Source organism: Thalassotalea montiporae (assembly GCF_053485855.1).
Genome location: NZ_JBQRUO010000001.1, coordinates 1,084,822 through 1,100,432 on the forward strand (window position 1 = coordinate 1,084,822; position 15,611 = coordinate 1,100,432).

Below are 15,611 nucleotides of genomic sequence, written 5' to 3' on the forward strand. Positions count from 1 at the left end.
TTAAGCTGTTAAGCGATAAAATTGACATAGCTCGCCGCGGCGAGCTTTTTTATATGCGATAATAATACCAATTGAATTAATTAATTGATCAATTCAGAGCGTTGTCAGCGGTGGGAGAATAAGCCAAATTTGTGCCGATATAGTTATTCTACATCCAATAAATTTGGCGCAATAATCGCAGTGCTGACACGCTCCCGAAGGGCGAGTTTAAAAGGCTCATATTCGGCGTTATTGATTTTGACAAGGGGATAACCATTCTCTGCAATCAATGCCTTGCCTATGAGCCTTTTAATTCTCGCTGAATGATTAAGTATTTATTTCAATTGGTATTAAACCCTTTCAAATAAGGATTGGCGAACATTTTACAATGTCGCTCCTAAGAGGTTGTGGAGGCTGGACCTATCCAAACCTTCTTTTTGTTACCAATATGGAAGTAATTTTCTAACACATGTTATCTAACTTTGTTCGCCTTTCTAACGGCTACTTTTGGTACTTCGCCGTACTTGGTTTAGCCATGCCTTTTTTAGCGGTTTTTCTTGAAGGGCGAGGATTTAACTCCCGCCAAATTGGTGAGCTACTTGCGATTTTTACCGCTACTAAAATTGTAGGGCCATCTTTTTGGGCATTCTTTGCTGATAAAACGGGCAAACAACTTGTCGTTATTCAAGTAGCCAGTACGCTGGCAATGATTTCATTTTTTGGCTTGTTCTTTGTTGATGGTTATTGGCCGATTGCCATTGTATTAGCGCTATTCAGTTTATTTTGGACAGGCATGTTGCCTCAGCTAGAAGTGCTAACGCTGCACTCGATGCGCAAAAGCGCAAAGTTTTATGCGCGTATTCGGCTTTGGGGCAGTTTAGGTTTTATTGCGCTTGCCGTGCTTAGTGGCGAAGTTATTGCCAGCCAGGGCAGTGAAACCTTTGTCTTACTCGGTTTAGTGGTATTGATTGGTTTATGGTTATCTACTTTGTTGATGCGCGATAAAAGAGGGCGTGCACCAAGCGAAATAGATACGAGCTCAATGCTAACCCCTCTTATGTCTCGCAACTTTATTTTATTCTTTGTCGCTGGTTTATTGTTGCAAGTAAGCTTTGGCCCATACTACTCATTTTTTGCTCTGTATATTCGTGACTTAGGCCACCCTAGCTACGCAGTTGGTCTGTTAATTGGTGTCTCTGTGGTGATTGAAGTAGCGACGTTTATACTTGCAGGGCGCATATTCAAGCGGTTTAGTGTTTATCACTTATTAATCTTTAGTTTTTTAAGTACTGCACTGCGCTGGCTGTTAATGGGACTTTGGGGCGAGCATATGGCATTACTAGTGTTTACGCAGCTTATTCATGCGGCAAGCTATGCACTTTATCACAGTGCGTCGATGCAGTTTATTCAACACCACTTTCGTGAAAATCAACAAAACAGGGCGCAAGCGCTCTACATTAGTGGTGTTTATGGGGTGGGTGGCGCAATCGGTGCGTACGCGGCTGGTTTACTGTGGCTAGATGGTAACGGGTTAATGCAAACACATGTTGCTGCGGCGATAACGGCGCTTCTAGCTGGTTTGATTTCACTGGGGCTTAACAAGCGTCAATTGGAAAGTTAACGGTGTTTAAATAGCCTTAGCTTTACACATAGTTACCGAAGGGATGAGACGGCTAAAAAGTTAGCGACAGTACAAAGGTAATATACTGCCGCCAATTTTTAGGAAGTTATGATTAGCCTTAAAGCACGTAACGCTGGCGATACACTACTAGCTGACTTCTTCACCTGCGGCTTGTTTGTCAGCGTGGTAACTAGAGCGCACAAGCGGCCCACAGGCGGCATGTTTAAAGCCCATTTTCATGGCTTCGTCGTGGAACATTTTAAATTCATCAGGGTGAACATAACGTTCCACAGGTAAGTGCTCTTTGCTTGGTTGCAAATATTGACCAATTGTTAGCATGGTCACGCCGTGAGCACGCAAGTCGCGCATCACCTCAAGGATTTCTTCGTTAGTTTCACCTAAGCCCACCATTAAGCCTGACTTAGTTGGTACATCGGGGTTAGCTTCACCGAATTTCTTAAGTAAGTCTAATGACCACTGGTAATTCGCCCCAGGGCGCGCTTTAGTGTATAGACGCGGCGCGGTTTCCATATTGTGATTAAACACATGTGGTGGATGCTGGTTTAAAATTTCCAGCGCTCGGTCCATACGGCCACGAAAATCTGGAACTAAGATTTCCACTTTTGTATGTGGTGCAAGTTCGGCAATTTCTTTCACACATTCAGCAAATTGGCTCGCACCACCGTCACGCAGATCGTCGCGATCAACTGAAGTGATCACCACGTATTTTAATGACATGTCTTTAAGCGTAAGTGCCAATTTTTTCGGCTCTTCTGCGTCTGGTTTTAGCGGGCGACCGTGAGCTACATCACAGAACGGACAGCGGCGGGTACAAATGTCACCTAAGATCATAAAGGTGGCGGTACCGTGATTGAAGCACTCTGACAGATTAGGGCATGAAGCTTCTTCACATACTGAGTGCAAACCGTGCTTGCGTAAGCCAGCTTTGACTTGATCGATTTTTTCAGTTGTACGCGGCAATTTGATGCGCAACCACTCTGGTTTACGCAGCATAGTTTCACGCTCTGAAGGCACGACTTTAATTGGGATATGTGCCATTTTCTCAGCGTCGCGTAGCTTAACGCCTGGCTCCATACGTGAAGATTTAATTGTCATATTGTTGTTCCAAACCTGTTTGATATTGAAGCTCGTCGGCTTCAAGTAGTGCGCTTAAATGTTTGACCAGCCCTTGACCTGCTTGCTCAACAGTTTTCGGACCATTTAAATCAGCACTTTGTATAATTTCTAAATCGTTATAACCGCAAGGATTGATGCGCAAAAATGGTGATAAATCCATATTAACATTGAGCGCTAACCCATGGAATGAACAGCCTTTGCGAATCCGTAAGCCAAGCGAAGCGACTTTTTTGCCATCGACATAGACTCCTGGGGCATCTGGCCTTGGGTAGGCGTCAATATCATATTCTGCAAGGGTATTAACTATCGCATTTTCAATTAGGGTAACCAGTTCTCGGACACCCATTTTTCGGCGTCTAAGATCGATCATGACGTAGATAACTTGCTGGCCGGGACCGTGGTAAGTCACTTGTCCGCCACGGTCAACTTGTACAACTGGGATTTCCCCAGGCGCAAGTAAGTGCTCTTCTTTACCGGCTTGCCCTTGAGTAAACACGGGCGGATGCTCTACTAACCACAGTTCGTCTAAGCTTGACTTATCACGCTCATCGGTGAACTTTTGCATGGCTTGCCATACTTGTGTGTACTCTGCTTGTGCTAACTGTCGAATAACTAGCGTTTTAGTCAATTTACTGCCTACTTGATTTTACAATGTCGCGATAGAATGCTTGGCTATTTCTTTGGTGGCTTGGTTCGCTAGAGAATGTAGCGAACTTGCTCAATCGTATTTAGCGATTGATATACCTGCTCAATATGCTCTTTGCTTGTCACGCGAACGGCAACAGACACAGATACATAATTACCTTTAGAGCTTGGCTTTAATTTCGGTGAGTAATCGCCAGGCGTGTGCTTTTGTAACTCAGCAACAATCAAGTCAGGTAATTCGTCGCAAGCGACACCCATCACTTTGAAGTTTAGTACGGTTGGAAATTCTAATAGTTCATCAAATTTAGTTTGCATATTTGCTCTCTATTACTGATTGCAGGGCGCTAATATAATGCTCCACAACGCAGTCTGGTGCGAACGCTCACATAAATGCGGTCGCTTGGTGCTCTTAGTTCATATTTTATCACTAATCTACAGGCAAGGGCTATGCTTGTGATTTGCTGGCTTGTTAATGGTGGCGAACAATCAAAATTCAAGCGTTAAATGCAACTTTATGAGACATAAAAGCCCTAGCGTTTGCCAGGGCTTTTCAAGGGGGGATTTACGCTGTTACTTAAAATTTAGTAACTAGTTAGCAAACTGCAGTTTTACATAGTCCACTAAACGGCTGAACATGCTGCCTTCGTTCACTTCTTGTAAGGTAACCAGTGGGTATTCAGCGATATCTTCACCGTTAAGGGTTAAATAAAGTTTACCCACTTGCTCACCTTTGGCTAATGGAGCAACAAGTTCTTTGGTAAGTTCAACGTTCGTTTCAATTTTCTTACGTTGACCACGCGGAATAGTAATCGGCGTGCTTTCTAAAATGCCTAGGTTAACGTCTTTAATATCACCCATCCAAACACGGTTCGTGGCAAACGTTTCGCCAGCTTCATATGGCGTGATGGTTTCAAAGAAGCGGAAGCCATAGTTAAGCAGTTTCTTGTTTTCAATTTTACGAGCGCGTTGGCTTTCGGTACCCATCACCACAGAAACTAAACGCATTCCGTCTTTCACCGCTGAGGTCACTAAGCTGTAGCCAGCTTTTGAATGATAGCCCGTTTTAATACCGTCAACGTCTAAACTCTTGTCCCATAGCAGGCTGTTACGGTTGTACTGTTTGATGTCGTTGTAAGTGTACGAGCGTTGCTTGTACATCTCATATTCACTTGGTGTATCGCGAATTAATGCAATTGCTAGTGTTGCCATATCTCGTGGTGTAGTGAAGTGCTCTTCACTGTGCAGACCATGGCTGTTTTCAAAGTAACTGCTCGACATGCCTAATTGCTGTGCGTGGGCATTCATTAGATCGGCGAAAGCGTCTTCAGAGCCAGCAATATGCTCTGCCATTGCAACACAGGCATCGTTACCTGAAGCGACAATAATTCCTTGGTTAAGCTCGGCAACACTCACCTCAGTTCCGACTTCAATAAACATTTTTGATGAATCTGGGAAGTTTTTTGCCCATGCATTTTCACTGATAGTCACCATATCAGTGCTTGCGATATTACCTGCTTGAAGTTCGCGACCGATAATATAGCTAGTCATCATTTTAGTTAAACTAGCCGGCTCTAATTGCGTGTCGGCATTGCCTTCTGCGATCACTTTACCTGTGGTGTAATCAATTAAGATGAAGCCTTTGGCATTAATTTCAGGAGCATCCGGTGTGATGCGAATCGATTGTGCCGAAGCAGAAAATATAGATGAGGAAAGCGTAATGGCGCTTAGCAAAACTAAGCATCGCTTAGTGGATTTAGCTACGCGCTGAGCGAATGGGCGTGACATAATGCTCCTTGAAAATTGTATTTTTAACCAGCTGCACAACTGATCATCGCTTTAGCGAGTTATTTACTTTGCCACTCGCTTTATTGGGGAGGGCAGTGCTAAAGGTTGGTGTGATAAGTTGTGTCAAAAAATTGCCAACAGTATATCACTACTATTAGGATTTGCTACGCGCAAACCCAATGGATAACAGGCTTAATGTAAGATTTTGCGACGGTAGGCGCTTTCGTAACCGGCTTGTCGCAAACTGGTGACTAATTCATCGGTATTTTCGTGCTCGGCAAATGGGCCTAGCTTAACGCGGTATATACCATTTTGCTGCGAATAAACGGCGTTGTGCTGATATAAGCTGGTCAGTGCTAGAACTGTACGCTTAGCCACGTCTTCACTGCGTGTCGCAAATACTTGAACATAATCACCTTCTGGTACCGCCTCGTCGTTGTCGCTATTTGCTAGCGTTTCTTGCTTAACTTTCTGGTTGGCTGGCGGCTTAGCGTCACTAATCGTTTCAATTGTAACGTTTGCTGTGCCAGTGGACAGCATGCCTAACTTGTATGCTGCGCTGTAAGACAAGTCGATAATACGGTCTTGATGGAACGGCCCACGATCATTAACGCGGACTATCACAGATTTTTGGTTTGCTTGGTTGGTAACTTTTACATAGGTTGGCAATGGTAAGTTTTTATGCGCAGCGCTCATGGCATACATGTCATAGATTTCGCCATTAGATGTTAGATGACCGTGAAATTTTTTACCATACCAAGAAGCTATACCTGACTGGCTAAACCCTTCTGCGCTATCGAGTACTTGATAGTGCTTACCGCGCACCTGATAGTCTCGATTACCACCTCGGCTTTTGGGCTCAGCACGCGGAATGGGATCTTTAAGCTCCGCAGCGGTTGGTAAACGGGTTGGAATGCTGTCATGTGCTTGTTGGTAGCGGCCAGTATTGGTACTGCAACCAGCCATGATGGCAATAGCGGTGACAAGCAAGCTGGCTAGGCATAATTTTTTAGTCATTGTTATTTATGTATAGCTTTTATGTATAGTTTTTATGTTTAGCTTTTACGCGTTGTTTTTATGCGTTGCGTAAAATTTAGATTTAAAGCTTATCGGTAATCACTGTGCATTAAATCGACGGTGCGTTCCTATTGCCATTAGAATGCCAAAGCCGGCCATTAATGTCACCATTGACGTACCACCATAGCTGACGAGCGGCAGTGGTACACCAACCACTGGCAGCAAGCCCGAAACCATACCAATATTGACAAATACATATACAAAAAAGGTTAATGTAATACTGCCTGCAAGCAGTTTGGTAAAGGCTTCTTGAGCATTTACTGCAATCCAAAGACCGCGCATTACGATAGCTAAATAAACCAGCAGCAAAGCTGTTACACCAACTAGCCCGAATTCCTCACTAAACACAGAGAAAATAAAGTCGGTATGGCGCTCTGGTAAAAACTCTAATTGTGATTGCGTGCCTTGTAGCCAGCCTTTGCCGTATAGCCCGCCTGAGCCAATGGCGATTTTTGATTGAATAATATGGTAGCCGCTACCCAGTGGGTCTTTCTCTGGATCAAGGAATGTTAATACTCGCTGCTTTTGGTAGTCTTTCATCAAAAACATCCAAAGGATTGGCGTAAATGCCGAGGCAAGCCCTACGCAGGTGCCAATTAACTTCCAACTGGCACCTGCAAGAAAAATCACGAAAATGCCTGAGCTAGCAATTAACAGTGAGGTACCTAAATCGGGTTGCTTAGCAATGAGTAATGTCGGGATCAGAACAAGAATAAAAGCAATCACGATGTTGCCTAGCTTGGCTGGCAGATCGTGCTGGCTGATAAACCAAGCGATGGTGATCGGCACAATAAGTTTCATCACTTCTGAAGGTTGAAACTGCATAAAGCCAAGATTTAACCAGCGTTGAGCGCCTTTACCTACCGTACCAACTAGCAGTACCGCAATCAGTAAACCTAAGCCGATAACAAAAGTGGGAACGGCCCATTTAAAATAAACCTGCGGTGGAATCTGCGCGACGATAAACATCACGAGCAGGGCAACGCCAAGGCGAACACCTTGTCGAACAACCAAATCAAAGTCTTGCCCACCTGCGCTATAGACCACAAAAAGTCCCAAGGTCATCAAGCTAAGTAAGCCAAGCAACAAGGGTAAATCTAAATGAAGTTTCTGCCAAATATCGAGTTTTTTGGCTTGATCTTGCCCCGTTGATCGCATTAATCGGCCTCGTCAGTGGAAACGGTAAAGTGTTCGTCGTGAAGTGGATGTTCCTCACTGGTGTATTCGCTAGTGATCACGCGATTACCAAAATATTGATCCATTATTTGCCTTGCCACCGGCGCGGCATTGGTTGCACCACCGCCTTTGGCAACATTTTCGATAGCAACAGAGACCACAATCTCTGGCTTATCAAATGGGGCAAAGGCGATAAACATGGCATTATCACGCTTGTTCTCTTGAGTTTTTTCGGCGTCATATTTTGCATCTTGCGCAATGCGCGCAACTTGTGCGGAGCCTGTTTTACCGGCGGCGTCGTATTGGTGGTCTTTAAACGCGGTATGGCCAGTTGCCCCTTTTTTCTGCACGGTTGAATGCATCGCATCTAGCACAAGCTGCCAATTGTCTTGGTTATTTAAGGCAATTGGTGGGTACTCCTCAAGCTCATATGGCTGAGCACTGATGGTGACAACATTCTTGCCTTCACCTTGTGTGTATGTAGTTTGCGAACTGGCTTTTAATAAGTGCGGCTTTTTGATTTCACCTTTGTTGACCAACACTGAGGTCGCCTGCGCCAGTTGCAATGGCGTTACCGTCCAATAACTTTGTCCGATACCGACTGATAAAGTTTCGCCTGTATACCAGTTTTGATTGTAGCGAGCGCGCTTCCAGCCAACACTGGGCAAAATACCGCTGCTCTCTTCATGAATATCAATGCCGGTGCGTTCACCAAAGCCAAACTTGTCCATCATCTCGCTGATTTTGGTGATACCAAGTTTGTAGGCTAAATCATAAAAGTAAACGTTACACGATTGTTCAATCGCTTTAGTTAAATCAACCCAGCCATGCCCCCATTTTTTCCAGTCACGGTATTTGTGATCAACACCTTTTAGCTGATACCAACCAGGGTCCCAAATTCGAGTTTCAGGTGTTATCACTCCTTGCTCTAGGCCAAGTAAGGCTAAGAAGGGTTTTACGGTAGAAGCGGGCGGGTAACCTTGGACACTGCGATTGATCAGTGGCAAGTCTTTCGAGTCTAATAATTTGCGATAATTCTTCGAGCTAATGCCGTGCACGAATAAGTTACCGTCGTAACTTGGGTTCGAATACATCGCCAACACTCCGCCATCACGCGGGTCAATCGCGACTACTGAGCCACGTTTGCCAGCGAGTGCCCGCTTGGCGATCATTTGTAGCTCAATATCTAGGGTAAGGGTAAGGTCTTTGCCGGGAGTCGGAGGCGTGAAATCAAGCGTGCGTATCACGCGTCCTTGGTTATTCACTTCAACTTCTTGGTGACCAATACGACCGTGTAGAATCTCTTCGTAATACTTTTCTAAACCTAGTTTACCTATCTCACGGGTTGCGGCGTAATTCTCTGATTTCCCCTCTGCTTCTAGGCGCTGCGCGTCTTTGCGGTTAATTTTGGCAACATAACCTAAGTTATGGGTGGTTAAATCGCCAAATGGATAATAACGCTTAAGTCGGGCATCAATAAATGCGCCTGGGTATTTATGCTGATTAACGGAAAAGAGCGCTACTTGCTGATCGCTCAAACGCGACTGTAATTCAATCGGTTTAAAACGACGTTTACCTCGCAGTGCTTTGAAGAACTTTTGTTGTTTTTCTTCGCTGATATCGAGTAACTCACTAATATCGGCAATCGTACCTTCGAGATCTTCAACCTGCTCAGGAATAATTTCTAAGCTGTAAACGGGCTTATTTTCAGCCAGCAGTACGCCATTGCGATCGTAGATTTGCCCACGATTAGGGGCAACAGGCAAAAGCTTAATGCGGTTGCTATTTGATCGCGTTTGATACTTTTCGAACGAATTAACTTGCGAGTTATAAACGTTGGTAAACAGAACAATCAACATCGCGACCACACCAATGAGTGCAATAAAAGCACGGCGGGCAAATAAATTTGCCTCGGCGCTGTGGTTACGTATGGATACGCGTTTACGTCTTACCATGATAGCTGCTTAGTTTTGATGGCTATTACCTTTGCTTACTCTCTGGGCTTATTCTCTGCGCTTATTCTCGATGATAGGGGTGGTTCGTGTTAACACTCCAAGCGCGATACAAGCTTTCGGCAATAATAATGCGCACCATAGGGTGTGGCAATGTTAAAGGTGAAAGCGACCACTTTTGCTCTGAGGCTTTAATACAAGCGGGTGCTAGCCCCTCTGGCCCACCAACCAATAATGCCACATCTCGGCCATCGTGCTGCCAACGCTCTAGCTGGGTAGCAAGCATTGGAGTGTCCCAGGGTTTACCTGTTACTTCTAGGGTAACAATGCGATTGCCTTTTGGAATAGCCGCTAACATTTGCTCGCCTTCTTTGTCTAGAATACGGGCAATATCAGCATTTTTAGTACGTTTACCAGGAGGGATTTCAACCAGATGAAAGCTTAAATCACGTGGGAAACGGCGGGCATATTCTTCAAAGCCTTGAGTCACCCAAGCAGGCATTTTATTGCCAACGGCATATAAAGTTAAACGCATTGAACGGATCGCCTAAATTGCTGTTAGTCTTGCCAAAGCTTTTCAATTTGGTATTTGTCACGTTGCTCGTCAGTCATGACATGAACTACTACTGAACCTAAGTCAACTAACGACCATTCACCAATATCATTACCTTCGATACCGAGCGGTTCGATACCTTCAGCACGGCATTCCATGGCAACATTTTGCGCAATAGATTTAACGTGGCGATTAGAGTTACCTGAAGCGATTACCATGTAATCAGCAAAACTGGCCTTATCTTGAATGTTTAGGGTGATAATGTCGCGGCCTTTTAGATCGTCGATTTTTTCATAAACGAAAGCGGAAAGAGCTTCACTTTGCAATGTTTTTTCCTTGATTGAAATTGAATTAAAACAATATCCGAAATTAGTAACCGCTAATAATATCACTATTTATCAGGAGCGTTAACTGCTCAAAGGTAACAGGCAGTAAATTATTCGGCTACGAAACACTTATTCTTCAAGTATTAGCAAAAACGCATTGATGTTTGGGTTAGCGTGGATAGTGAGTTATCTGTATATTCAGGCAAAGTACTAGCAATAAAGCTGATGCTGCTTGATGTACTCTGCAATTACTTTGGGGAGCTGGTTAAATACTTGGCTTAACCCTTGATTAGGCGCTTGGCTTAATCCTTGATTGGGCACTTGGCAAGGCGCTTGTTTAGGTACGGAAACCGATGATGAATCGCACATGCCAGCTTGACTAAGCTGATAGCGAATATCGGTTGAGGATAACTCAACATTAGCTGGTGGGGCTAAATAGATTTGTCCAACATCAGCTAGATTTAACGAGGCTTTGTCGGTCAGGCGCTGCTGAAGCTCTGCGTGCAATTGTTTTATGTTAAGCGTGTAATTGGGCCGTGTACAGACAATAAGATTAACTCGCGCGAGTATTTCCTGCCATTGATGCCACTGAGTAAAGCTAAGTAAAGAGTCCATACCAATAAGTAAACTTAGCGAAAGCGATGGTTTTTCGAGCTTAATCTCTTCTAATGTGTCGACTGTATAACTTGGCTTGTCGCGATTAAGCTCTCGACCATCGACACGAAAAAGCGGCACTTGCTGGGCGAGTGCCTGTAACATTGCCAATCTGTGTTGACTGCTTACCTTGGCAGCCGCTTTATGCGGCGGAATATTCGCTGGCAATAGCGTGATTTTATTAACGTCTAAATCGCCTGCAATATGTTTACATAGGTTTAAGTGACCCAAGTGAAAAGGGTCAAAGGTGCCGCCAAAAATTAGTTGGCTTTCCGTGTTTTTGGGCAGTTTGCTTGTAACCAGCTCGTTTCCAGCAACGTTAGTCATAGTAGTTTAGGCTAAGTGGCTTTAGCTTTTCACCGTGATAAGCGCAAATACAGACATCTGCAAGCATCTGAAAAACATTAAATTCACTCGTAGTTTTACTGACCAAATCAACATCGGCTAGGCGGGTAATCGCAATTAAAATATTATCAAGCGACATATTGGCTAGTGCATGCTGATAAAGCGGTTTGCGCTTATCCCAAATGCGAAATGCTTTAAATATGGCTTGCTCGTTTTCGCCTGCTTGCAATTGGTAATGCATTTGTTTGAGCTGGTTAAGCTCTTTGTTGATAAACCACTGGATTTTGGTCGCAGGCGTCCCTTCTTGTTGCTGCTGATCTAACATAGTGATGCAGCGATCAACTTTACCCGCGAGTAAGGCATCCACTAAGGCAAAAGGGTTAAATTTTGCTTGGCTAATAATCAGTGCTGACAAGGTATCAAAGTCAATTGCCTGCTGGCCATATAAAATAGACAGCTTTTGCAATTCTTGATCGAGCGCTAAGATATTGCCCTCAAACATGGTCAGCAATAATTCAATGCCTTGTTTATCAATCACCAATTGATACTGACGTACCTGACGATTGAGCCACATGGCTAAACCTTTGGTGTCTAGGTCGTAAAGCGGTAGATAGACACCCGCGCCGCTCAGTGCTTTAAACCATTTCTTTTTACTGGCGTTGCCATCGAGTTTATCACCATGGCAAAGTAGGGTGACGTCAGGGCTAAGCTGACTACAAATTAACTCAATCGCTTTTGTGGCACTGTCGTTTAACTTGGTGCTTAGAAATTCAAGCTCAATCACGCGACGGGCGGCAAATAGGCTCATGGCATTGTATTCGTTGAGCACTTCATCCCAATTGAATTTGTCATCGATGCTAAAGCGGATTAGCTCATCAAACCCTTGCTGCAGGGCAGCGGCTTTAATTTGCGCCAAGCTGTCGTTTTTTTGCCAAGGCTCATCACCAAATACTAGCCAAACAGGTGCCAACGGCTGTGATAAGGTTTGTGAGAGTTGATTGTGGTAGATGCGCAAGCTTAAAAACCTCGTTAATTGGCGTTGAAGGCTTAGCTATTAACTTGAATACTCGCCATTTCACGTAGGATACGATCTGCGGCAAGTTGGCGCATTTCTTTCAACAGTAGTGCAAGTTCGCGACTTTTTGCCAGAGTGCGATCTGGGTCGTCTTGATAATCACTGTACAGCTCAAAGCTAAAGCGCTGAGGTTCTTGGTTAGCCATTTGTAGCTGGTAATTAACGGTATAGATAATTTCGTATTCAGCCACTTGGCCATTAGGAAATAGTGATAGCGTGCGACGATTTAGTTCGTCTTTTAAAATTCTCAGCTCAGGAAGTTCGGCACGAGGTGTACTAACGATATTCACCTGATTTAAGGCTAAATGTTGTTTGACTAAACGAGTAAGTTCACCGTGTTTGTCAACTGAGCTAACATAAAGGGTTTGCAGTTCTGGTGCGAGCAGAAAGTCACCGCGTAAGCGAAAGCCACAAGCCGATAGCAAAATGCTTAACACGACAATTAGGCTTATTTTACGTGACGATAACTTCATAATTTTTCCTTACTCTAAAGCGAAAAGAACCCGACAAGATTAAATATTTGGCGCCTAACAATGGGTGTTGTTAGGCGCATTTAATTAGCTACCTTTAGTTAGCTACAATGTTCAACAGCTTACCTGGTACATAAATCACTTTACGTACCGTTTTGCCTTCAACAAATTTTGCTACGTTTTCTTCGCTTTCTGCCAATGCTTGAACATCGTCTTGGCTAGCATCAGCAGCAACAGTCACTTTTGCACGTAGCTTACCGTTCACTTGTACGATGATAAGTTTTTCATCTTCAACAAGCGCTGCGTCATCTACTTGTGGCCAAAGTGCGTCTTCAACTTGGCTACCGTCACCAATTTCTTGCCATAACTTGTGGCTTAAGTGAGGCACGATTGGCGCAAGCATTAAGGTAACTGCGCGCACCGCTTCTTGCATCACCACTAGATCTTCGTTTGACTCAAGCTTAGCTTTCGCTAAGTGGTTCATTAGCTCCATAACTGCCGCAATTGCGGTGTTAAAGGTGTTACGACGACCAATGTCATCACTTACCTTAGCGATTGTTTTGTGTAACTCACGTCGAAGTGCTTTGTGTTGGCTAGCAAAGTTCACGTTTGCTGCATCAAGCTCTGTTGTATTTGCTGCTTCGGTGAAATCAGCAGCGAGCTTCCATACGCGTTTAAGGAAACGATGTGCACCTTCTACACCTGAGTCTGACCATTCTAAGGTTTGCTCTGGTGGCGAAGTGAACATAATAAATAAACGTACGGTGTCTGCACCGTATTGCTCGATAACCGCTTGTGGGTCGATACCGTTGTTTTTCGACTTCGACATTTTACTCATGCCTGCCGAAATCACTGGCTCGCCATCAATTTTGCTTTTCGCTGCGGTGATTTTGCCTTTTTCGTCGCGCTCAACTTCTACGTCTGTTGGTGCAATCCACTCTTGGCCGCCGTTAGCACCTTCACGGTAATAGGTTTCTGCTAACACCATACCTTGACATAACAGGCTCTTGAATGGTTCGTCTGAATCAACTAAACCAACATCACGAAGTAGTTTGTGGAAGAAGCGCGCATACAATAAGTGCAAAATAGCATGCTCAATACCACCAATGTATTGATCAACGGGTAACCAGTAGTTTGCCTTTTCTGGGTCTAACATTTGGTCGTTTGAATCAGTTGAGCAGTAACGAGCGTAGTACCAAGACGATTCCATAAAGGTATCGAAGGTATCGGTTTCACGGAATGCTTCTTCGCCGTTGTATGTGGTTTTCGCCCACTCTGGATCATCTTTGATTGGCGAGGTTACACCATTCATTACTACATCTTCTGGTAGTTCAACCGGTAGCTGATCTTCTGGCACAGGCACAGACTCGCCATTGGCCAAGTTGATCATTGGAATTGGTGCGCCCCAGTAACGTTGGCGAGATACACCCCAATCGCGTAAGCGGTAGTTAACAGTAATCTTACCTTTACCTAGTGACTCAAGCTTAGCGGCAACGGCTTTAAACGCTTCATCAAACGATAAACCATCAAATTCGCCAGAGTTGATTAAGGTATTTTTCTCTGTGATTGCCGCTTTGCTGATATCATCTTCTTCGCTACCAGCAATGACTTGCGCAATTTCTAGACCATACTTAGTGGCAAATTCAAAGTCACGTTGGTCGTGACCTGGTACTGACATGACCGCGCCTGAGCCGTAATCCATTAGCACGAAGTTCGCTGCCCATACCGGCACTAGCTCGCCAGTTAATGGGTGAATCGCTTTAAGACCAGTATCAACACCTTTTTTCTCAACTGTCGCCATATCGGCTTCAGATAGCTTGCTTGCTTTCACTTCCGCAATAAATTCAGCCAGCGCCGGGTTATTCTCAGCGGCTTTTACTGACAATGGATGCTGGGCAGCAAGCGCTACATAAGTCACACCCATAATGGTATCTGGACGTGTGGTGTAAATATCAAAGCTTTCGTCAGATGCTTGGCCATCACTGTCAGCAACAGCAAAGGTCATTTCAACACCTTCAGAGCGACCAATCCAGTTGCGCTGCATGGTTTTGACTTGCTCAGGCCAGTCTTCTAGCTGATCTAAGTCGTTTAATAATTCTTCTGCGTAATCGGTGATTTTGATAAACCACTGAGGAATTTCTTTACGCTCAACAATCGCACCTGAGCGCCAGCCGCGACCGTCAATTACTTGCTCGTTAGCCAGTACGGTTTGGTCCACTGGATCCCAGTTTACGGTCGCGTTTTTCTTATACACTAAGCCTTTTTCGTAAAGCTTAGTGAAGAACCATTGCTCCCAGCGGTAGTAATCTTTTTGACAGGTAGCGAATTCGCGATCCCAGTCGTAGCCAAAACCCAGTGATTGCAATTGACCGCGCATGTAATCAATGTTTTGGTACGTCCACTTGGCAGGCGCCGAATTGTTTTTGATCGCCGCATTTTCTGCCGGTAAACCAAACGCATCCCAACCCATAGGCTGTAAGACGTTTTTACCTTGCATACGTTGGTAGCGAGAAATTACATCACCCAAGCTGTAGTTACGCACGTGACCCATATGCAGACGACCACTTGGGTATGGGAACATAGACAGGCAGTAGAACTTTTCTTTGCCAGGCTTTTCTTGTGCTTTAAAGGTTTTGTTGTCAGTCCAGAATTGCTGAACTTCTGCTTCAATCGATTGGGGATTGTATGTGGATTCCATCAATTAATTTCTCAAATACTCAGAAGAGGGTGCTTAAGCCTTAACTGGCAGCTTTTTACGTTACTTATCTTTCTGACGCTGAGTCAGTAGCTAGGCAAGTAGCGAGGGCGTTAAATAA

14 protein-coding genes are annotated in these 15,611 nt (G+C 44.4%); 1 reads left to right on the forward strand and 13 read right to left on the reverse strand.

Features of this window, described 5'->3' with window-relative positions:
• Window positions 1-448 precede the first annotated feature (448 nt).
• Window positions 449-1,600 (forward strand): MFS transporter, encoded by a 1,152-nt coding sequence (locus ACSLUR_RS04695; protein WP_448552247.1) that lies wholly within the window; start codon window positions 449-451, stop codon window positions 1,598-1,600.
• A 147-nt stretch (window positions 1,601-1,747) separates the two neighbouring features.
• Here ACSLUR_RS04695 and lipA read toward each other — a convergent pair whose 3' ends face one another.
• The 13 genes from lipA to leuS form a co-directional block, all read right to left on the reverse strand.
• Window positions 1,748-2,716 (reverse strand): lipoyl synthase, encoded by a 969-nt coding sequence (gene lipA / locus ACSLUR_RS04700; RefSeq protein WP_116014310.1) that lies wholly within the window; start codon window positions 2,714-2,716, stop codon window positions 1,748-1,750.
• Window positions 2,706-3,365 (reverse strand): lipoyl(octanoyl) transferase LipB, encoded by a 660-nt coding sequence (gene lipB / locus ACSLUR_RS04705; RefSeq protein WP_448552249.1) that lies wholly within the window; start codon window positions 3,363-3,365, stop codon window positions 2,706-2,708. The genes lipA and lipB overlap by 11 nt, the downstream gene beginning before the upstream one ends.
• 68 nt (window positions 3,366-3,433) lie before the next feature.
• A complete protein-coding gene (ybeD, locus tag ACSLUR_RS04710) occupies window positions 3,434-3,697 on the reverse strand; it encodes a DUF493 family protein YbeD (protein ID WP_115999622.1) in 264 nt (87 codons plus the stop codon).
• 273 nt (window positions 3,698-3,970) lie between these two features.
• Window positions 3,971-5,167, reverse strand: a complete 1,197-nt coding sequence (locus ACSLUR_RS04715) for a serine hydrolase (RefSeq protein ID WP_448552251.1) — start codon at window positions 5,165-5,167, stop codon at window positions 3,971-3,973.
• A gap of 192 nt (window positions 5,168-5,359) precedes the next feature.
• On the reverse strand, window positions 5,360-6,184 hold the full coding sequence (locus tag ACSLUR_RS04720) for a septal ring lytic transglycosylase RlpA family protein (protein ID WP_448552253.1): 825 nt from the start codon (window positions 6,182-6,184) through the stop codon (window positions 5,360-5,362).
• A gap of 99 nt (window positions 6,185-6,283) precedes the next feature.
• Window positions 6,284-7,402 carry a rod shape-determining protein RodA gene (gene rodA / locus ACSLUR_RS04725; RefSeq protein WP_448552255.1) on the reverse strand — a complete coding sequence of 373 codons (1,119 nt, stop codon included), beginning with the start codon at window positions 7,400-7,402 and terminating at the stop codon, window positions 6,284-6,286.
• Window positions 7,402-9,375: a penicillin-binding protein 2 gene (mrdA, locus tag ACSLUR_RS04730; RefSeq protein WP_448552257.1), complete on the reverse strand. Its 1,974-nt coding sequence runs from the start codon at window positions 9,373-9,375 to the stop codon at window positions 7,402-7,404. Before mrdA ends, rodA begins: the two co-directional genes overlap by 1 nt.
• 61 nt (window positions 9,376-9,436) lie before the next feature.
• Entirely contained in the window at window positions 9,437-9,907 is a 471-nt protein-coding gene (gene rlmH / locus ACSLUR_RS04735) for a 23S rRNA (pseudouridine(1915)-N(3))-methyltransferase RlmH (RefSeq protein WP_115999627.1), read from the reverse strand.
• Between the two features lie 23 nt (window positions 9,908-9,930).
• Window positions 9,931-10,251 (reverse strand): ribosome silencing factor, encoded by a 321-nt coding sequence (gene rsfS, locus ACSLUR_RS04740; protein ID WP_448552260.1) that lies wholly within the window; start codon window positions 10,249-10,251, stop codon window positions 9,931-9,933.
• Window positions 10,252-10,461: 210 nt separating this feature from the next.
• Window positions 10,462-11,232 (reverse strand): nicotinate-nucleotide adenylyltransferase, encoded by a 771-nt coding sequence (gene nadD / locus ACSLUR_RS04745; RefSeq protein WP_448552262.1) that lies wholly within the window; start codon window positions 11,230-11,232, stop codon window positions 10,462-10,464.
• Window positions 11,225-12,265 (reverse strand): DNA polymerase III subunit delta, encoded by a 1,041-nt coding sequence (holA, locus tag ACSLUR_RS04750; protein ID WP_448552264.1) that lies wholly within the window; start codon window positions 12,263-12,265, stop codon window positions 11,225-11,227. The genes nadD and holA overlap by 8 nt, the downstream gene beginning before the upstream one ends.
• A 32-nt stretch (window positions 12,266-12,297) precedes the next feature.
• The gene (locus ACSLUR_RS04755) at window positions 12,298-12,798 is read right to left on the reverse strand and encodes an LPS-assembly lipoprotein LptE (RefSeq protein ID WP_448552266.1); all 501 of its coding nucleotides are present in this window, start codon (window positions 12,796-12,798) and stop codon (window positions 12,298-12,300) included.
• A gap of 94 nt (window positions 12,799-12,892) precedes the next feature.
• Window positions 12,893-15,493 (reverse strand): leucine--tRNA ligase, encoded by a 2,601-nt coding sequence (leuS, locus tag ACSLUR_RS04760; RefSeq protein ID WP_448552269.1) that lies wholly within the window; start codon window positions 15,491-15,493, stop codon window positions 12,893-12,895.
• Window positions 15,494-15,611: the final 118 nt, after the last annotated feature.